Annotated in this window: 16 protein-coding genes; 2 read left to right on the forward strand and 14 right to left on the reverse strand. The window is 54.6% G+C overall.

The features are described 5' to 3' along the window. Positions 1-6 precede the first annotated feature (6 nt). The 6 genes from ACN0UH_RS00240 to ACN0UH_RS00265 all read right to left on the reverse strand — a co-directional run bounded on the left by ACN0UH_RS00240 (position 7) and on the right by ACN0UH_RS00265 (position 5,113). Positions 7-642, reverse strand: coding sequence for a protein-L-isoaspartate(D-aspartate) O-methyltransferase (locus tag ACN0UH_RS00240; protein WP_417660688.1), 636 nt, complete (start codon positions 640-642; stop codon positions 7-9). 41 nt (positions 643-683) lie between these two features. After that, positions 684-1,433, reverse strand: coding sequence for a 5'/3'-nucleotidase SurE (gene surE / locus ACN0UH_RS00245; RefSeq protein WP_417660168.1), 750 nt, complete (start codon positions 1,431-1,433; stop codon positions 684-686). Further along, positions 1,421-2,479 (reverse strand): tRNA pseudouridine(13) synthase TruD, encoded by a 1,059-nt coding sequence (gene truD, locus ACN0UH_RS00250; protein WP_417660169.1) that lies wholly within the window; start codon positions 2,477-2,479, stop codon positions 1,421-1,423. Before truD ends, surE begins: the two co-directional genes overlap by 13 nt. Further along, positions 2,476-2,949 carry a 2-C-methyl-D-erythritol 2,4-cyclodiphosphate synthase gene (ispF, locus tag ACN0UH_RS00255; RefSeq protein ID WP_417660689.1) on the reverse strand — a complete coding sequence of 158 codons (474 nt, stop codon included), beginning with the start codon at positions 2,947-2,949 and terminating at the stop codon, positions 2,476-2,478. Before ispF ends, truD begins: the two co-directional genes overlap by 4 nt. A gap of 120 nt (positions 2,950-3,069) precedes the next feature. Next, positions 3,070-3,921, reverse strand: coding sequence for an S-formylglutathione hydrolase (gene fghA / locus ACN0UH_RS00260; protein WP_417660170.1), 852 nt, complete (start codon positions 3,919-3,921; stop codon positions 3,070-3,072). Positions 3,922-4,000: 79 nt separating this feature from the next. Further along, positions 4,001-5,113 carry an S-(hydroxymethyl)glutathione dehydrogenase/class III alcohol dehydrogenase gene (locus ACN0UH_RS00265; RefSeq protein WP_417660171.1) on the reverse strand — a complete coding sequence of 371 codons (1,113 nt, stop codon included), beginning with the start codon at positions 5,111-5,113 and terminating at the stop codon, positions 4,001-4,003. A 163-nt stretch (positions 5,114-5,276) separates the two neighbouring features. Here ACN0UH_RS00265 and ACN0UH_RS00270 point away from each other — a divergent pair, with 163 nt between their 5' ends. Together ACN0UH_RS00270 and ACN0UH_RS00275 are read left to right on the forward strand one after the other, a co-directional pair. After that, positions 5,277-6,167, forward strand: a complete 891-nt coding sequence (locus ACN0UH_RS00270) for a LysR substrate-binding domain-containing protein (RefSeq protein WP_417660172.1) — start codon at positions 5,277-5,279, stop codon at positions 6,165-6,167. Between the two features lie 96 nt (positions 6,168-6,263). Beyond that, the gene (locus ACN0UH_RS00275; RefSeq protein WP_010486803.1) at positions 6,264-6,578 is read left to right on the forward strand and encodes an HPF/RaiA family ribosome-associated protein; all 315 of its coding nucleotides are present in this window, start codon (positions 6,264-6,266) and stop codon (positions 6,576-6,578) included. Positions 6,579-6,670: 92 nt separating this feature from the next. Here ACN0UH_RS00275 and ispD read toward each other — a convergent pair whose 3' ends face one another. From ispD to dnaE, 8 genes are all read right to left on the reverse strand, one after another. After that, positions 6,671-7,381 (reverse strand): 2-C-methyl-D-erythritol 4-phosphate cytidylyltransferase, encoded by a 711-nt coding sequence (gene ispD, locus ACN0UH_RS00280; RefSeq protein WP_417660173.1) that lies wholly within the window; start codon positions 7,379-7,381, stop codon positions 6,671-6,673. Between the two features lie 18 nt (positions 7,382-7,399). Then, on the reverse strand, positions 7,400-7,678 hold the full coding sequence (ftsB, locus tag ACN0UH_RS00285; RefSeq protein WP_417660174.1) for a cell division protein FtsB: 279 nt from the start codon (positions 7,676-7,678) through the stop codon (positions 7,400-7,402). A gap of 65 nt (positions 7,679-7,743) precedes the next feature. Further along, complete coding sequence (gene eno / locus ACN0UH_RS00290; RefSeq protein WP_417660175.1) at positions 7,744-9,033, reverse strand: phosphopyruvate hydratase; 1,290 nt, start codon at positions 9,031-9,033, stop codon at positions 7,744-7,746. A 208-nt stretch (positions 9,034-9,241) separates the two neighbouring features. After that, entirely contained in the window at positions 9,242-10,087 is an 846-nt protein-coding gene (kdsA, locus tag ACN0UH_RS00295) for a 3-deoxy-8-phosphooctulonate synthase (protein WP_417660176.1), read from the reverse strand. A gap of 3 nt (positions 10,088-10,090) precedes the next feature. Continuing rightward, complete coding sequence (locus tag ACN0UH_RS00300; RefSeq protein ID WP_417660177.1) at positions 10,091-11,722, reverse strand: CTP synthase; 1,632 nt, start codon at positions 11,720-11,722, stop codon at positions 10,091-10,093. Between the two features lie 182 nt (positions 11,723-11,904). After that, positions 11,905-13,218, reverse strand: a complete 1,314-nt coding sequence (tilS, locus tag ACN0UH_RS00305) for a tRNA lysidine(34) synthetase TilS (RefSeq protein ID WP_417660178.1) — start codon at positions 13,216-13,218, stop codon at positions 11,905-11,907. Between the two features lie 52 nt (positions 13,219-13,270). Next, complete coding sequence (gene accA, locus ACN0UH_RS00310) at positions 13,271-14,221, reverse strand: acetyl-CoA carboxylase carboxyl transferase subunit alpha (RefSeq protein ID WP_417660179.1); 951 nt, start codon at positions 14,219-14,221, stop codon at positions 13,271-13,273. Between the two features lie 194 nt (positions 14,222-14,415). Continuing rightward, positions 14,416-17,934, reverse strand: coding sequence for a DNA polymerase III subunit alpha (gene dnaE, locus ACN0UH_RS00315; protein WP_417660180.1), 3,519 nt, complete (start codon positions 17,932-17,934; stop codon positions 14,416-14,418). Positions 17,935-17,989: the final 55 nt, after the last annotated feature.

Consider the following 17,989-nt stretch of genomic DNA (forward strand, 5'->3'; position numbering starts at 1 on the left):
CTAGTGTTAAGCCAGTGGCCCATTGAGCAATGGTACGAATCGCACCGCGTCGAGAATATGCCGTGAGTAACCCTGCTCATCACGAATGATCAACATCAACTGCTGAACATCACCCGTGCCAACCGGTATCACCAGTCGTCCACCCGGCGCTAGCTGGTCCAACAATGCCTGCGGCACCTCAGAAGCTGCAGCGGTGACAATGATGCCGTTGTATGGCGCCAACGCTGGCCAGCCTTCCCAGCCATCCCCCCAACGAAAGACAACATTACGCAGGTTCAGTTCGACTAAACGCTCTTTAGCGCGGTCTTGCAGGCCCTGTATGCGCTCGACGCTAAACACCCGTTCAACCAGCTGCGAGAGTATTGCGGTCTGATAGCCTGAACCAGTGCCGATCTCCAGCACTTTATCCAACGGCCCAGCCTCAAGCAGCAACTCGCTCATGCGCGCAACCATATAGGGTTGCGAGATAGTCTGGTTGTGACCAATGGGTAAAGAAGTGTCTTCATACGCACGATGAGAAAATGCCTCATCGACAAACAAATGCCGTGGCGTACGGCGGATAACTTCCAAGACCTGAGCATTGGACAGGCCTTCTTCATAGAGGCGTTGGATGAGTCGCTCACGGGTGCGCTGTGAGGTCATGCCAATGCCCCGGCGATTCATTTCATCTTGTTCGCGATTCATTAAACTAAGCTCTCCAGCCATGGTTGCAAGCTGTTAAAGCCATCCTGAAAAGTACGATCTAATTGTAATGGGGTGATCGATACATAGCCCTGCATCACCGCGTGAAAATCGGTGCCCTGGCCGCCATCCTCAGCATCGCCAGCCACTGCAATCCAGTAACCGACTTTACCACGCGGATTAGTCACCTTGACCGGCGCTGCTGCGCGGGCGCGATGCCCCAAGCGCGTCACCTGGATACCGCGGATATGCTCCAAGGGTAAATTAGGGATATTCACATTAAGCACGGTACGTGGCGGCAAATCGAGTTGTTCATGCGCCTCGACCAGCTTGCGGGCAAAGTAGGCAGCCGTCGGTAGATTATCGGTCTGGCGTGACAACAAAGAGAAAGCAAACGCCGGACGCGATAAAAAACGACCTTCAAGCGCTGCGGCGACAGTACCGGAATACAGCACATCATCACCCAGGTTAGCGCCCAGATTAATCCCGGAAACGACCAAGTCAGCCACCTCGGGAAGCAGCCCATTAAGGCCCAAGTGCACGCAATCAGTCGGCGTGCCATTAACGCTGATATAACCGTTGTCCAGCGTGCACGGATGCAACGGACGGTCGAGCGTCAGCGAACTGCTGGCGCCGCTTTTGTCCTGATCCGGTGCAATCACCGTGCAGTCGGCATAATCAGCTAACGCAGCGTGTAGCGCGGCAATGCCCGGCGCCATCACTCCGTCATCGTTTGAAATTAGAATACGCATGGGTTGTCCGTATGCCCTGTCGGCAACAGATCGACAAGCTCGCGAACCAATACGGTAGCGAAGCATCCAGCCGGCAGGACGAATTCCAGTTGCAGAATGTCAGGCTCGGGATAATGCCACGTAAGGCCCGCAATGGGGAGGCGTAGAATACGACGTTCGTGCGCCATGTCCGCTTCTGCCAGCCACTCGGCCAAATATTTCTCGGTTTCACCAACGCGCTGTTCGAGTGTCTGCACCGCGCCTGAACTTGGTGGCTCACCCAACCCCCAAAGCGGGCCCGTTGGATGCACATCAAGAATCGCCAGTCGCGGATCGGAGCATTCAGCTTCACCTGCCATGAAAAAACTGCGGCTATCGGTAAACGCTAACAAATCGCCAACTAGGGCTTTATTCCAAGTGCCATCGGCCACGCGCGCAGCTAGAGCTTGATTAAACAGGTAACTACGGGCCGCAGAAAGCAACCGTGAACGAAGATTACGCTGCACTGGACGATCTTTACGCTCGGCAAACTGGCGTGCGTCAAATACATTACCGCCCTCAAAGCCAAAGCGCTGCAAGCCAAAGTAGTTGGGGATGCCCTGCTCGCGAATAACCTGCAGTCGCGCGGCAAGTGCGCTCCGGTCAGCGCTCAATTGGGTGAGACGCAAGGTGAAACCATTCGCGGCATGGGCGCCGCGTTGCAATTTACGCTGGTGACGCACTTGTTTGAGGATGCTCAGATCGGTGCCTTCTGCGGCACTCAGGTCTGGGTTGGCCTTGCCGGGCAGATGAAGACTGAACCATTGACGCGTCAAAGCCTGACGATCTTTAAGCCCGGCGTAACTGATCAACTTGAGCTGCACACCGGCGGCCTTAGCAATGCGTCTTGCGGCTTCTTCGGTATTTAAGCCTCGTTTTTCCACCCACAACCATAAATGCTCGCCATCTCCAGCTAAGGGAATATCGAGCACTTCATCAACCTGAAAATCTTCAGCGCTGGCTTTGAGCAGCGCAGTGCCGCACGCATCGCCATAGGCCTTGGGGCCTAATAGTTCGAACTCATTCATGGGCGAACCAGCAGGGCCACAGCATGTACGGCAATGCCTTCTTCTCGACCCGTGAAGCCAAGCCTCTCGGTCGTCGTGGCTTTAACATTGACCTGATCAAGCTCGAGCTGCAAATCCGCAGCAATCAGCGTACGCATCGCTTCGATATGCGGCGCCATCTTCGGCGCCTGGGCGACAATAGTGGTATCGACATTGCCAACCAACCAACCTTTTGCGGCGATCAAATCGTACACATGCCGTAACAAAACCCGGCTGTCGGCACCTTTGAACTTCGGGTCAGTGTCCGGGAAATGCTTGCCAATATCACCTAACGCCAAGGCGCCGAGCAACGCATCAGCCAAGGCATGCAACAGTACATCACCATCAGAATGGGCAACGAGCCCGTGATGGTGAGGAATTTGAATACCGCCGAGGGTAATAAAGTCGCCCTCGCCAAAGCGGTGCACATCGTAGCCGTGGCCAATACGCATGGTGCTACTCATATAAAAAATCAGGCCCAGTAAATATCAGGGCCTGATTCTACAACGCTATGCGTTCAAGCTGGGCATCGTTGTGCTTTGCAGAACGGTGAAAACCATACAAATATCTGCTCAGACCGACTCGGACAACGCCGCCGCGTGATGACGCAGATGGTCATCAATGAAACTGGCGATGAAGTAATAGCTGTGGTCATAGCCCGGCTGCAGACGCAAAGTCAGCGGATGTCCAGCCGCTTGCGCCGCGGCCTGCAATGCTTGCGGCTTTAACTGAGTCTGCAAGAAGTCATCGCGATCGCCCTGGTCGATCAGCATCGGCAACCGCTGCGTAGCCTCAGCCAACAGCGCACAAGCATCCCACTCACGCCAGCGCGAGCGGTCTTCCCCCAGATAACGACTGAAAGCCTTTTCGCCCCAGGGGGAATTCATTGGATTGCTGATCGGTGCGAATGCCGACAACGACTGATATCGCCCGGGGTTACGCAGCGCACAGACCAATGCGCCATGACCGCCCATGGAGTGACCACTGATACCGCGCTTATCGGTAACCGGGAAATTGGCTTCAATCAAATCGGGCAGTTCTTGCACCACATAATCATGCATGCGGTAGTGACGCGCCCAAGGCTCCTGCGTTGCATTCAGGTAAAAGCCGGCCCCCAGACCAAAATCCCAGGCTCCATCCTGATCATCCGGCACACCGTCACCACGCGGGCTGGTATCCGGGGCAACGATGATCAAGCCCAATTCAGCAGCCAGCTTGTGCGCCCCCGCCTTCTGCATGAAATTTTCATCAGTACAGGTCAGCCCGGACAACCAATACAACACCGGCAGTTTTGCCCCCTGCTCAGCCTGTGGCGGCAAGTAAACAGCAAAGGTCATATCGCAATTGAGCGTACTCGAACGGTGACTGTAGCGCTTATGCCAACCGCCGCTACTCTTTTGGCAGGAAATGTTTTCAAGACTCATCAATCCACTCCTAAACAATCGACTAAACAGCAGACCGCGCAGACCTTCTTATTGATGGTATGCGCGGCTCGGCAGTTGCTCAGAAATTAATGACGGTACGGATGCTCTTGCCTTCGTGCATCAGTTTGAAAGCTTCATTGATCTCTTCAAGCGGCATGTTGTGCGTGATGAAGGTATCCAGTGGGATTTCGCCTTTCTGCGCCTTTTCAACGTAGCCCGGCAACTCGGTACGGCCTTTAACCCCGCCGAATGCCGAACCACGCCAGACCCGTCCGGTGACCAGTTGGAATGGACGCGTGGATATTTCCTGACCGGCACCTGCCACCCCGATGATCACCGACTCACCCCAGCCTTTATGCGCGCACTCAAGCGCGGCACGCATAAGCTGGACATTGCCCACGCACTCAAACGAGTAGTCCACGCCGCCATCAGTCATTTCGACGATGACTTCCTGAATTGGCTTGGCAAAGTCTTTCGGGTTAACGAAGTCGGTAGCGCCCAATTCGCTGGCGATATCGAATTTGCTTGGGTTGATGTCGATGGCAATGATGCGCGAGGCCTTAGCCATCTTCGCGCCAATAATCGCGGCCAAGCCAATACCACCAAGGCCGAAGATGGCGACCGTTGCGCCCTCCTCAACTTTAGCGGTGTTAAGCACGGCGCCAATGCCGGTGGTAACCCCGCAACCGAGCAGGCAAACCTTTTCCAGCGGTGCTTCTTTAGGGATTTTGGCCAGCGAAACTTCAGGCAATACGGTGTACTCAGAGAAAGTCGAGCAGCCCATATAGTGATAAACCGGTTCGCCGTTGTAAGAGAAGCGCGAGGTGCCATCTGGCATCAAACCCTTGCCTTGGGTGGCGCGTACCGAGCTGCAGAGGTTGGTCTTGCCCGAGGTGCAGAACTTACACACGCGGCACTCGGCGGTGTACAGCGGGATGACGTGATCGCCAACTTCCAGCGAGGTTACGCCCTCGCCAACCGCCTCAACCACACCGCCACCTTCATGACCCAGAATGCACGGAAACACACCTTCCGAGTCTTCGCCAGAAAGAGTGTAAGCATCGGTGTGACAAACGCCAGAGGCGACAATGCGCACCAACACTTCACCGGCCTTTGGCGGTGCAACATCAACCTCAACAATTTGCAGAGGTTGGTTGGGCGCAAAAGCAACGGCGGCACGAGACTTGATCATGGAAGGCTCTCCAGCAGATTGATGTAGAAAAATTCAGTGCATGCAGTGTAGATCAATGCTTACCCGGGAATAATCTGTCTCTTGTAAAAACATTATTGCTATATAGGGATAATCGCTTTTTCGCTAGAATCCCCCCAATCCCCACCAAAGACTGAGCACAGCCATGAACAGCTGGGAAGGCATCGATGAATTTGTCGCAGTTGCCGAATGCGGACAATTTACTGCAGCAGCCAACCGTCTCGGCCTCTCATCCTCGCAAATCAGCCGTCAAGTTGCGCGGTTGGAGGAGCGCCTGCAAACCCGGTTGTTCTATCGCAGCACGCGCAAAGTGGCACTGACCGAAGCTGGGCAAACCTTTCTGCAACACTGCCAGCGTCTGCAAGATGCGCGAGAAGAAGCACTGCGCGTGGTTGGCGACCTTAATAGCGAGCCAAAAGGCTTGCTGCGCATGACCTGCGCAGTGGCTTATGGCGAACGCTTTATTGTGCCGCTGGTAACTGAGTTCATGGTTCGTCACCCGCAACTGCGGGTTGATATTGAGCTAAGCAATCGAACACTGGATCTGGTCAATGAAGGCCTGGACATGGCTATCCGCTTGGGCAGCTTGCAAGATTCAAGTTTGGTTGCCGCCAAACTGGCGCCGCGCAAAATGTACCTGTGCGCTGCACCGGACTACCTAAAACATTACGGTCGCCCGCACAGCCTTTCGGAGCTTGAACGACATAATTGCCTGATTGGCAGTTCCGATACCTGGAGCTTCAAAATCAACCAACAAGAAACGTCACAACGGGTGCAGGGCAATTGGCGCTGCAACAGCGGCCAAGCCGTTCTCGATGCAGCGCTACGCGGTTTGGGCCTGTGCCAACTGCCGGATTACTACGTGCTGGCACACTTACGCAGCGGCGCACTGATCTCCTTGCTCGACAATCATCAGCCACCAAACACTGCTGTTTGGGCGCTCTATCCGCAGCAACGGCACCTTTCGCCCAAGGTTCGGCAATTAGTCGATTTCCTCAAAGCCGGGCTGGCCAAACGCCACGAATATTCGCAGTGACAGAATGTCACAGATTGGCTGGGAACCGCTTTAAGTCCCGCATCGTCGTATCTTTAAGGCACTTATCCTAGCCTTGAACAACGAGAGGAAACGGTCATGCAAGTTCTGGTCAACAGTGACAAACATATTGAAGCCTCACTCGACTTAGTTACCAACGTGCGCAGCCGCGTCGAACACAAGATCAAACGGTTTGAGGAGCATCTGACTCGCATCGAAGCGCATCTCAGCGATGAGAATGCGCATAAGAGCGGCACCCAGGATAAGCGCTGCCAGATAGAGGCAAGGATGAAAGGCCGCGACCCCATTTCGGTCACGCATAACGCCGAATCGCTGCATCAGGCGATAGATGGGGCTATCGATAAACTCAGTACAGTTCTTGACCGCAACGTGCGTAAAACTCGCGTCGCCTAACCGCACAAAAAGGTGGACGCCATTTTTGCGTCCACCCTTTCAGCTCGTAACACATGCCTCGACATTGACGGACAAGCTTCGGATTGACCGCCTTACTGACGATCACGCCATAGGCGGGCGAGATTATTCAGGTCTTCCTGGCGGGTGACTTTGATGTTGTCAGCTCGCCCCTCGATCAGCCGCGGCGACTGCCCGGCCCATTCAATGGCCGAAGCCTCATCGGTAATCAGCACTTCCGACACCAACGCTTCAGCCATCGCCCGGTGCAAAAATCCTAAGCGAAACATTTGCGGGGTATAGGCCTGCCAAATCACCGAACGATCAACAGTCTCCTTGACTCGCCCGTCAGCACTGGCGCGCTTCAAGGTGTCTCGCGCAGGCACGGCAAGCAGACCGCCCACAGCATCATGAGCAAGCTCTGCCAGCAACAGATCGAGGTCTTCGCGAGCCAGATTTGGCCGTGCGGCATCATGCACCAACACCCAGTCATGCTCGTCCGCGCCTAGCTCCACCAAGCGCAACAAGGCATTGAGCACCGACTCGGCACGCTCATCACCACCCGCAGCCACTTCGATACGTTGATCACTGGCGCAAGGCAATTGCGGCCAAAACGGGTCATCTTCGGCAAGGCTTATGACCAAGCCTTTAAGCCGCGGATGATCAAGGAAACACCCAAGGCTGTGCTCAAGAATGGTTTTACCGGCCAGCGGCAAATATTGTTTGGGCCGGTCGGCACGCATGCGACTGCCAATACCGGCAGCTGGAATGACGGCCCAAAAGGCAGGGAGTTTTGGCAGAGTCATGACAGGGTCTTCACAGAGTTATTCAGCCAACTGATAAAGCGTCTCGCCGTCTTTGACCATGCCCAACTCATGACGTGCCCGCTCCTCGACAGTTTCCATGCCTTTTTTCAGTTCGCGCACTTCTGCCTCGAGCACGCGATTGCGCTCATTGAGACGTTCATTTTCGCCCTGCTGATTGGCGATCTGATGCTTCAAATCAGCCACCTGCGCCAAACTTCCATCGCCCACCCACAGGCGATACTGCAGGCCAGCCAGCAATAAAATCAGAATAGGGAACAGCCAATAAGGACTACGCATAAAAACCAGAGAATCCGTCCGAAAAAAAGGGCGACTTACGCCGCCCTCTTTTAACATGCTTAGACTTAGCCGCGGAACTCCGCGATGCCAAGATAAGCAGCTTTCCCGCCCAACTGCTCTTCAATACGCAGCAATTGGTTGTATTTGGACACCCGGTCCGAACGGCACAGAGAGCCGGTCTTGATCTGGCCAGCCGAAGTACCTACAGCCAAATCGGCGATGGTTGAATCTTCGGTTTCGCCGCTGCGGTGCGAAATGACTGCAGTGTAGCCAGCAGCTTTAGCCATCTGGATGGCTTCGAGGGTTTCAGTCAGCGAACCGATCTGGTTGAACTTGATCAGAATCGAGTTACCGATGCCTTTGTCGATGCCTTCTTTGAGGATCTTGGTGTTGGTTACAAACAGATCGTCACCCACCAACTGAACCTTGCTGCCGATCTTGTCGGTCAGGACTTTCCAGCCAGCCCAGTCGGACTCATCCATACCGTCTTCGATGGAGATGATCGGATAACGCTCGGACAAGCCTGCAAGGTAACCAGCAAAACCTTCGGCGTCGAATACCTTGCCTTCGCCAGCCAGGTCATATTTGCCATCTTTGTAGAACTCACTCGATGCGCAGTCCAACGCCAGGGTGACATCATCACCCAAGGTGTAGCCAGCATTGGCGACGGCTTCAGCGATCGCTGACAGCGCGTCTTCGTTGGAGGCCAGGTTAGGGGCAAAACCACCTTCATCACCCACCGAAGTGCTCAGGCCACGCGCCTTGAGAACTGCTTTGAGGTGATGGAAGATTTCAGCGCCCATGCGCAGTGCTTCGGCGAAGTTTTTCGCGCCCACTGGCTGAACCATAAATTCCTGGATATCAACGTTGTTGTCAGCGTGCTCACCACCGTTGATGATGTTCATCATCGGCACCGGCATCGAGTACACACCAGGCGTACCGTTGAGATCGGCAATGTGCGCGTAAAGTGGAACACCTTTAGCCTGAGCAGCGGCTTTAGCGGCAGCCAGCGATACGGCCAAAATAGCATTGGCGCCCAGCGAGGCTTTGTTCTCGGTTGCATCCAAGTCAATCATCGCGCGGTCAAGGGCTTGCTGATCGACAGCATCCTTACCCAGCAGCAGATCACGGATCGGGCCGTTGATATTGGCAACTGCCTTCAATACGCCCTTGCCCAAGTAACGGCTCTTGTCGCCATCACGCAGTTCCAGCGCTTCGCGAGAACCGGTTGAAGCACCCGATGGCGCACAAGCGCTACCGACGATACCGCCTTCAAGGATCACATCGGCCTCTACAGTGGGGTTACCACGTGAATCCAGAACCTCACGGCCTTTGATGTCGACAATCTTTGCCATTGCGTTAAGCACTCCAAAAATTAACTAACGTGAATCTCTAAAAACTATTGCGTAACCGCTATGCAGGTAACAACGCAGTTAGAAACTCTCTAGAAAGCACAGCGGGTTTGGGTTTGCTCAGCAAATCGACACAAATTAAGCTGATGCAATTTAGCTGACCGATCGGTCAGCTTATGCCCGAATTGCACTTTACCGGATAAGCGCCTTTTTAGGCAGTCTCAATCGGCGGAAAACTTTTTACTAAATCATCAAGTTGCTTGAGCTGAGTCAGGAACGGCTCCAACTTGTCCAGACGCAAGGCACAAGGGCCATCGCATTTGGCATTATCTGGATCGGGATGCGCCTCAAGGAACAGCCCGGCCAGACCTTGGCTCATGCCTGCCTTAGCGAGGTCCGTCACTTGCGCACGACGACCACCGGCTGAATCGGCACGACCGCCCGGCATTTGCAAGGCGTGGGTCACGTCGAAGAATACCGGGTATTCAAACTGCTTCATGATGCCGAAGCCGAGCATGTCTACCACCAGGTTGTTGTAACCGAAGGAAGAACCACGCTCGCACAGGATCAGTTTGTCATTACCAGCTTCAACACACTTGGCCAGAATATGCTGCATCTCTTGCGGGGCAAGAAATTGAGCCTTTTTGATATTGATGATTGCGCCGGTCTTGGCCATGGCCACAACCAGATCTGTCTGGCGTGACAAAAATGCAGGCAGTTGAATGATGTCGCAGACATCCGCAACAGGCTGCGCCTGATGCGGCTCGTGCACGTCCGTAATAACTGGTACGCCGAAGGTTTTTTTGATTTCCTCAAAAACCTTCATGCCCTCTTCCAGGCCAGGGCCACGGAAAGAGGTCACAGAAGAACGGTTGGCCTTATCGAAACTGGCCTTGAACACGTAAGGAATACCGAGTTTTTCGGTAACCCGCACATACTCCTCACACGCCTTCATCGCCAGATCGCGTGACTCAATGACATTGATCCCGCCGAACAGTACAAACGGCTTGTCGTTAGCGACTTCGATATTGCCTACGTGAACAATTTTCTGCGTCATGCATTAAGCCTTTTTGCTTTTCTGAGCCAGCGCAGCATTAACAAAGCCACTGAACAATGGGTGGCCATCGCGCGGGGTCGAAGTAAATTCAGGGTGGAACTGGCAAGCCACAAACCACGGGTGATCAGGCGCTTCAACCACTTCAACCAAGGCGCCATCGCCGGAGCGACCGGTGACTTTCAAGCCAGCGTCCGTCAACTGTGGCAACAGGTTGTTGTTGACTTCATAACGGTGACGGTGACGTTCAACAATCACGTCCTTGCCGTAGCAGTCATATACGCCAGAACCGCTTAACAGCTGGCAGTCCTGAGCGCCAAGACGCATGGTGCCGCCCAGATCAGAAGTTTCGGTGCGCTGCTCGGTTGCACCGGTAGCGTCTTGCCATTCCGTGATCAAACCAACCACCGGGTGGGTGCTTGCAGAGTCAAACTCGGTGGAGTTAGCGTCTTTCCAGCCCAGCACATTACGTGCGAACTCGATAACCGCCACCTGCATGCCCAGGCAAATACCCAGATAAGGAATTTTGTTCTCACGGGCATAACGCACCGCTTCGATCTTGCCTTCAACGCCGCGCAGACCAAAGCCGCCCGGCACCAAAATAGCGTCAACGCCTTCGAGCACCGAGGTGCCTTTGGTTTCAATCTCTTCAGAGTCGATATAACGCAGGTTAACTTTGGTACGGTTCTGGATACCGGCATGGCTCATCGCTTCGATCAGCGACTTATAGGCATCCAGCAGCTCCATGTACTTACCGACCATGGCAATATTGACTTCTTTTTCCGGGTTGAGCTTGGCATCAACCACGCGGTCCCACTCGGAAAGATCAGCACCGCCGCAATCCAGACCAAAACGCTCGACGACAAAATCATCAAGACCTTGAGCGTGCAGCACCGAAGGAATCTTGTAGATGGTGTCGACGTCTTCCAACGAAATCACAGCGCGTTCTTCAACGTTGGTGAACAGCGCGATCTTGCGACGCGAGGACACATCAATCGGGTGATCAGAACGGCAAACCAGTACGTCAGGCTGCAAACCAATCGAGCGCAGCTCTTTTACCGAGTGCTGAGTTGGCTTGGTTTTGGTTTCACCGGCTGTAGCAATGTACGGCACCAGCGTCAGGTGCATGAGCATGGCGCGCTTGGCACCCACTTCAACACGTAACTGGCGGATTGCCTCAAGGAACGGCTGAGATTCGATATCACCAACCGTGCCGCCAATTTCAACCATGGCCACATCAGCATCACCAGCACCCTTGATGATGCGACGCTTGATTTCATCAGTGATGTGCGGGATCACCTGAATGGTGGCACCAAGATAATCACCACGGCGCTCACGGCGCAGTACGTCTTCGTAAACGCGACCGGTGGTGAAGTTGTTGTTCTGGGTCATGGTCGTGCGGATAAACCGCTCGTAGTGGCCCAGGTCCAGGTCGGTTTCGGCGCCGTCGTGGGTGACGAACACTTCACCGTGCTGGAACGGGCTCATGGTGCCCGGGTCAACGTTGATGTATGGATCCAGCTTGAGCATCGTGACCTTCAGGCCCCGCGCCTCCAGGATAGCCGCCAGTGAAGCCGAGGCAATGCCCTTCCCCAAAGAAGAAACAACACCACCCGTGACGAAAATGTAGCGCGTCATGAAAAATCCTAGAAATCAGCGTTTAAGCGGTCTGCGCCGCCGGGGAAAGCGAAGGAAATGTAAAGCATCCAGCTACCAAATCGCAGTAACCAGAACACATTCACCGACTCGTTTTGCCACTGGCAAACGGAATCAGCAAAAGCGCTATTAAGACGGGAGCGTAGTCTACTCGAAAGCCCTTTTCAGCTCAAACCCAGATCGCTCGTCGGCAAATCCCAAACAAAACGCCACTCTGCGCCTTGAACTGCGCAGAGCTGCGGCATATTTGCCACGGCAACCAACTGTCCGCCAGCAATCAACAGCGGCAATCGGCCGCGAATAAATCCTGCAACAGCCTGTTCATTGAGCAAGCGCTTAAGATCTCGACGCCCGCGCCCCGGCAGATTCATGACCTCACCGCCTTGCCGGTAGACCACCGACCAATCACCAACAGGCAGTTGTCCTTCGATGCGCACAGAGCCATTACCGGGCAGCGTCAACGACAGCCCCGCAACGACTCGCAAGCAAACCGGCGCAGGTTGTTGCAGCCAGTCGCCGCTGAGCCACCACAACCGTTCATCGGCTCGATGAATTTCACCGGCAGCCAATCGCCATATCGGCGCCGCATCAACTGCGGCATCACGCAAGCTGCACCAACCAGCCCAGTGTTCGGTATCGGGCATCGGCGTCAATTCACGTAACCAGTAGCGCAAGGCATTACGCTGACGTGCCTGACTAAGCTCGCGCAAAGGCGCCAACCCCAAACTGGGGAGTTTAAGCCACGTACAATTCGTTGAGCCTTGCGCGGCAGCGAGATCCTGCACAGCCAGCTCATCGAGCATTTCCGAGGCTTCACACAAATGCTCAGTGGCTTTGCTGAGACGACTGGCCGCCTGCGGCCAACGCTGACTCAGCATCGGCATAATCTGCCTGCGCAAAAAATTACGCGAATACTGCTCATCGCTATTCGACGGATCTTCAATCCAGCGCAACCCATGCTTGATCGCATAATCGCGTAACTCAGCCTGCGAACAGTTGAGTAACGGTCGTAGCAAGCTGCCCCGGCCCAACTGACGGCTAACCGGCATGCCTGCCAGCCCTCGCACACCCGCCCCACGTAGCAGCCGGAATAACAGGGTCTCGGCTTGATCATCTGCATGCTGGGCAACCAGCAGCAACTCTTCGACGGCGAGGTCAGCTGCAAATGCAGCATAGCGAGCATCACGAGCGGCTTGTTCGAGGCTTGCGCTTTGTGCAACGGTCACCCGCACCACCTTGAGCGGCACCGCCAGCTCATTGCAGATCTGCTGACAATGCTCAGGCCAAGCGTCGCCGACAGGCTGTAAACCGTGATGGATATGCAAAGCGAAGAGCGGCGGGATGATCTCGCGTTGCGCAAGACTCGCCAAAATATGCAGCAGAACGGTGGAATCAAGCCCACCAGAGAAAGCGACTTTCCATGCCGTTGACTGACGCCAAGGGGCTAAATTTTCCTGCACCTTGGCAATCAAGCTCATGTCGCACACCTGATTATTGCAACACGGGCCTGGAACGGCCCGTGCAACTAACTTATGCGATACCGTAGCTCATCAGTCGCTCATAACGACGCGCCAACAGCTCTTCGGTATTGAGTTTCTTCAACTCTTTGAGCTGGGTACCCAGCATCTGGCGTACCGACTCAGCAGCAGCCGCTGGATCACGATGAGCACCGCCCAAAGGCTCGCCAATCACTTGATCAACAATGCCCAGACCTTTCAGGCGCTCAGCAGTAATACCCATCGCTTCGGCAGCGTCTGGTGCTTTTTCTGCGGTTTTCCACAGAATAGAAGCACAGCCTTCTGGCGAAATTACCGAGTACGTCGAGTACTGCAGCATGTTCAATTGATCGCAAACACCAATCGCCAATGCGCCACCAGAACCACCTTCGCCAATTACCGTGGCGATGATTGGCGTCTTCAAGCGTGACATAACCCGCAAATTCCAGGCAATCGCCTCGCTCTGGCCGCGCTCTTCAGCATCGATACCCGGGTAGGCACCCGGCGTGTCGATGAACGTCACGATTGGCATCTTGAAGCGCTCAGCCATCTCCATCAGGCGACAGGCTTTACGATAACCCTCTGGACGCGGCATGCCGAAGTTACGACGCACCTTTTCGCGGACTTCACGGCCCTTCTGATGGCCGATAACCATAACGGGTTCACCGTCCAGACGGGCAACACCGCCAACCAGAGCCGCATCATCAGAGAAATGACGATCACCGTGCAATTCGTCGAACTCAGTGAATACATGCTGAAGGTAATCAAGCGTATAGGGACGACGGGGATGACGCGCAAGTTGCGCGACTTGCCAGCTAGTCAGGTTACCGAAAATGGTTTCGGTGAGGGTGCTGCTTTTGTCTTGCAGGCGAGCAATCTCGTCATTGATGTTCAACGAGTTGTCATTACCAACCAGTCGAAGCTCTTCAATCTTGGCTTGCAGGTCGGCGATCGGCTGTTCGAAATCGAGAAAATTCGGGTTCATAGTCATCCGTCTTGCGTCGACGGCCAAGTGGCCGGGAGCTGTATCCGTTTGCGCCATACATTAATGGATCAGGCGCATTAAGGTCGACACCTGAGTGTGTGCACTGCATCGTCATTTTAAACAACACAGGTACCCAGACCACTCAGGGCCATAATTTATCCGCCAATTCTTATACTGAAGTTCAGTGCTAAAAATTAGCGGTAGTGCAGGAAGACGTTGTCTTTCCCAAACTGGTCACGCAATGCCTGAATCAAGCTATCTGCTGGATTGATTCTCCAATCCTCACCAAACTGCAAAAGCGCCTTGGCATCCGTGTTGGTGTAATCCATGGTGATAGGGCAAACACCACGATGTCGAGCACATAAGTCCGCAAGCCAACGCAGCTTGTCCCCCTTCAGGGCATCACTGGCGATTTTCAAGCGTAGGCTATCGGCCAAGCCGGTGCGCGCTTCTTCCAGGCTCATCACTCGCTTCGCACGCAAACGCAAGCCACCGGAGAAGTCGTCATTACTGACTTCGCCTTCGACAACTACTAACGCGTCACTTTGCAGCAATGCCTGATTACTGGCAAATGCATCGGCAAACAACGAGGCTTCGATTCGCCCGGAACGGTCATCCAGGGTGATGAAACCCATCTTGTCGCCCTTCTTGTTCTTCATCACCCGCAGGTTGACGATCAAGCCAGCAACCGTTTGTGTATCACGTGCAGGCTTGAGATCAATAATGCGCTGACGAGCAAAACGGCGCACTTCACCTTCATATTCATCAATTGGGTGGCCGGTCAGGTAAAGGCCCAAGGTGTCTTTTTCACCCTTGAGGCGCTCTTTGAGCGACAGCTCACGGGCGCGAAGGTGATTGGCGTAGACATCCTGTTCTTCATCGGCAAACACTCCGCCGAACAGATCCATGTGGCCGCTATCATGGCTACGCGCTGTTTGCTCAGCGGCTTGTACCGCCTCTTCCATTGCCGCTAGCAGCACCGCGCGATTACGGTCGATATTGGCGTGGTAGGCCTTGATCTCTTCATGGAAGTGCGGCCCCAGGCGATCCAGTGCGCCGCTACGCAGCAGGGCTTCCAATGTGCGCTTGTTGATACGCTTGAGGTCCACCCGCGAACAGAAATCAAATAAATCCTTGAACGGGCCATCACGGCGCGACTCAACAATGGCTTCAACCGGGCCTTCACCGACACCTTTGATGGCGCCCAGACCGTAAACGATCCAGCCCCCTTCATTAACCGTGAACTTGAATTCGGATGTATTGACATCAGGCGCATCAATACGCAGCTTCATGCTGCGACACTCTTCGATCAGAGTGACCACTTTGTCGGTGTTGTGCATATCCGCCGACAAAACGGCAGCCATAAATGCGGCCGAGTGGTGAGCCTTGAGCCAAGCAGTCTGGTAAGAGAGCAAGCCATAAGCGGCCGAGTGCGACTTGTTGAAGCCATAACCCGCAAATTTCTCTACCAGATCGAAGATGTTACCTGCCAGATCCGCATCAATACCGTTATTGGCACAACCTTCAATAAAGCCACCGCGCTGCTTGGCCATCTCTTCAGGCTTTTTCTTACCCATCGCCCGGCGCAACATATCCGCGCCACCGAGGGTGTAGCCCGCCATAACCTGGGCGATCTGCATCACTTGCTCTTGATACAGAATAATCCCGTAGGTCGGCGCCAGAACGGGCTGCAGGCCTTCGTACTGGTAATCCTGATGCGGATAGGAAATCGGCTCACGCCCGTGCTTACGGTTGATGAAGTCATCCACCATGCCGGACTGCAGCGGCCCCGGACGGAACAGCGCCACGAGTGCGATCATATCTTCGAGGCAATCGGGCTTGAGCTTCTTGATCAGCTCTTTCATGCCCCGTGATTCAAGCTGGAATACCGCTGTGGTTTCAGCCTTTTGCAACATGGCAAAGGTTGGTTTGTCGTCGAGCGGGATAAAGTCGATATTCAGATCGGGCAAACCTTGCTTGGCCTGCTCACGATTGATGGTTTCCATCGCCCACTTGATGATGGTCAAGGTACGCAAACCCAAGAAGTCGAACTTCACCAGCCCCGCCGACTCAACATCATCCTTGTCGAACTGGGTTACCAGACCATTGCCTTCTTCATCACAGGCAATCGGCGAGAAATCGGTGAGCTTGGTTGGCGCAATAACCACACCACCAGCGTGCTTGCCCGTGCCCCGACAAATACCCTCGAGCTTGAGCGACATCTCCCAGATTTCAGCCGCCTCTTCATCGGTCTTGAGGAAGTCGCGCAATGGCTCTTCCATCTCGAACGCCTTGGCCAGCGTCATGCCCACTTCAAACGGGATCATCTTCGACAGACGATCCGCCAGACCGTAAGACTTACCCTGCGCACGGGCGACGTCACGCACCACCGCCTTGGCCGCCATCGTACCGAAGGTGATGATCTGACTAACCGCATTGCGCCCGTATTTTTGCGCAACGTAATCAATCACACGGTCGCGACCGTCCATGCAGAAGTCAACGTCAAAGTCGGGCATCGAGACCCGTTCCGGGTTGAGGAACCGCTCGAACAGCAAGTCATAGGCCAACGGATCAAGGTCGGTAATTTTCTGCACATAGGCGACCAGCGAGCCAGCACCCGAGCCACGGCCAGGGCCGACCGGAACGCCGTTGTTCTTAGCCCACTTGATGAAGTCCATTACGATCAGGAAGTAACCCGGAAACCCCATTTGAATAATGATATTCAATTCAAAGTTGAGGCGATCGACATAGACTTGCTTCTTGGCTTCGTAATCCGGCGTGTCTTTAGGCAGCAGAACCTCCAGACGCTCGTCAAGACCATCAAATGAGACTTTGCGGAAGTACTCATCCATGGTCATGCCGTCTGGAATCGGGAAGTTCGGCAGGAAATAGGTGCCTAGTTGCACATCAATATTGCAACGCTTGGCAATTTCAATGGTGTTTTGCAGCGCCTCGGGCAAGTCGCTGAACAATTCTGCCATCTCTTCTGGCGACTTCAGGTATTGCTGATCGGAATACATCCGCACGCGACGCGGGTCATCCAGCGGACGACCCTCGCCAATGCACACCCGAGTTTCGTGTGCTTCGTAATCATCCTGCATGATGAAGCGCACATCGTTGGTGGCAACCAAAGGCGCGGCAAAACGTTCGGCCAGCGCCACGGCGGCATGCAAATGTTCTTCGTCGTTGATCCGATTGGTGCGCTGCACTTCCAGATAAAAGCGCTCAGGAAAGACCTCCATCCACTCTTTGAGCAGCACCTCAGCCTGAACTTGATCACCCGCCAGCAAGGCCAGCCCGACCTCACCCTCTTTCGAGCCTGAGAGCGCGATCAAGCCTTCGTTGGCCGCTTTCACCCAGTCGCGCTGGATGATCACCAAATCATTGCTCTGCCCTTCACTCCAGCCGCGTGATACCAGCTCAGTGAGGTTGCGATAGCCCTTGGGGTTCATCGCCAGAAGAGTCATGCGCGTCAGCGGACCGTCTTCGCAAGTGCTGGCCATCCAGATATCAGCCCCGCAAATAGGCTTGATACCGCCACCCATCGAGGCTTTGTAGAACTTTACCAACGAGCACATATTGCTCTGGTCAGTCACAGCTACTGCTGGCATGCCTGCGCCAGCGACTGCCTTGATCAGCGGTTTGACCCGGACCAGACCGTCGACCAGCGAAAATTCGGTGTGCACACGTAAATGGACGAACGAAGCAGTCATGACAGCCCTTACAAAACACAAAAACGACAAGGTTCGGATTGTACCGAACCTTGGG

This window comes from Pseudomonas sp., from assembly GCF_048265905.1.
Classification (GTDB): Bacteria; Pseudomonadota; Gammaproteobacteria; order Pseudomonadales; family Pseudomonadaceae; genus Aquipseudomonas.

What these genes read in the sequence shown, in the direction of transcription:
- ACN0UH_RS00240 (WP_417660688.1), bottom strand. Translation starts at nt 642, where the DNA reads ATGACCTCACAGCGCACCCGTGAGCGACTCATCCAACGCCTCTATGAA.
- surE (WP_417660168.1), bottom strand. Translation starts at nt 1,433, where the DNA reads ATGCGTATTCTAATTTCAAACGATGACGGAGTGATGGCGCCGGGCATT.
- truD (WP_417660169.1), bottom strand. Translation starts at nt 2,479, where the DNA reads ATGAATGAGTTCGAACTATTAGGCCCCAAGGCCTATGGCGATGCGTGC.
- ispF (WP_417660689.1), bottom strand. Translation starts at nt 2,949, where the DNA reads ATGCGTATTGGCCACGGCTACGATGTGCACCGCTTTGGCGAGGGCGAC.
- fghA (WP_417660170.1), bottom strand. Translation starts at nt 3,921, where the DNA reads ATGAGTCTTGAAAACATTTCCTGCCAAAAGAGTAGCGGCGGTTGGCAT.
- ACN0UH_RS00265 (WP_417660171.1), bottom strand. Translation starts at nt 5,113, where the DNA reads ATGATCAAGTCTCGTGCCGCCGTTGCTTTTGCGCCCAACCAACCTCTG.
- ACN0UH_RS00270 (WP_417660172.1), top strand. Translation starts at nt 5,277, where the DNA reads ATGAACAGCTGGGAAGGCATCGATGAATTTGTCGCAGTTGCCGAATGC.
- ACN0UH_RS00275 (WP_010486803.1), top strand. Translation starts at nt 6,264, where the DNA reads ATGCAAGTTCTGGTCAACAGTGACAAACATATTGAAGCCTCACTCGAC.
- ispD (WP_417660173.1), bottom strand. Translation starts at nt 7,381, where the DNA reads ATGACTCTGCCAAAACTCCCTGCCTTTTGGGCCGTCATTCCAGCTGCC.
- ftsB (WP_417660174.1), bottom strand. Translation starts at nt 7,678, where the DNA reads ATGCGTAGTCCTTATTGGCTGTTCCCTATTCTGATTTTATTGCTGGCT.
- eno (WP_417660175.1), bottom strand. Translation starts at nt 9,033, where the DNA reads ATGGCAAAGATTGTCGACATCAAAGGCCGTGAGGTTCTGGATTCACGT.
- kdsA (WP_417660176.1), bottom strand. Translation starts at nt 10,087, where the DNA reads ATGACGCAGAAAATTGTTCACGTAGGCAATATCGAAGTCGCTAACGAC.
- ACN0UH_RS00300 (WP_417660177.1), bottom strand. Translation starts at nt 11,722, where the DNA reads ATGACGCGCTACATTTTCGTCACGGGTGGTGTTGTTTCTTCTTTGGGG.
- tilS (WP_417660178.1), bottom strand. Translation starts at nt 13,218, where the DNA reads ATGAGCTTGATTGCCAAGGTGCAGGAAAATTTAGCCCCTTGGCGTCAG.
- accA (WP_417660179.1), bottom strand. Translation starts at nt 14,221, where the DNA reads ATGAACCCGAATTTTCTCGATTTCGAACAGCCGATCGCCGACCTGCAA.
- dnaE (WP_417660180.1), bottom strand. Translation starts at nt 17,934, where the DNA reads ATGACTGCTTCGTTCGTCCATTTACGTGTGCACACCGAATTTTCGCTG.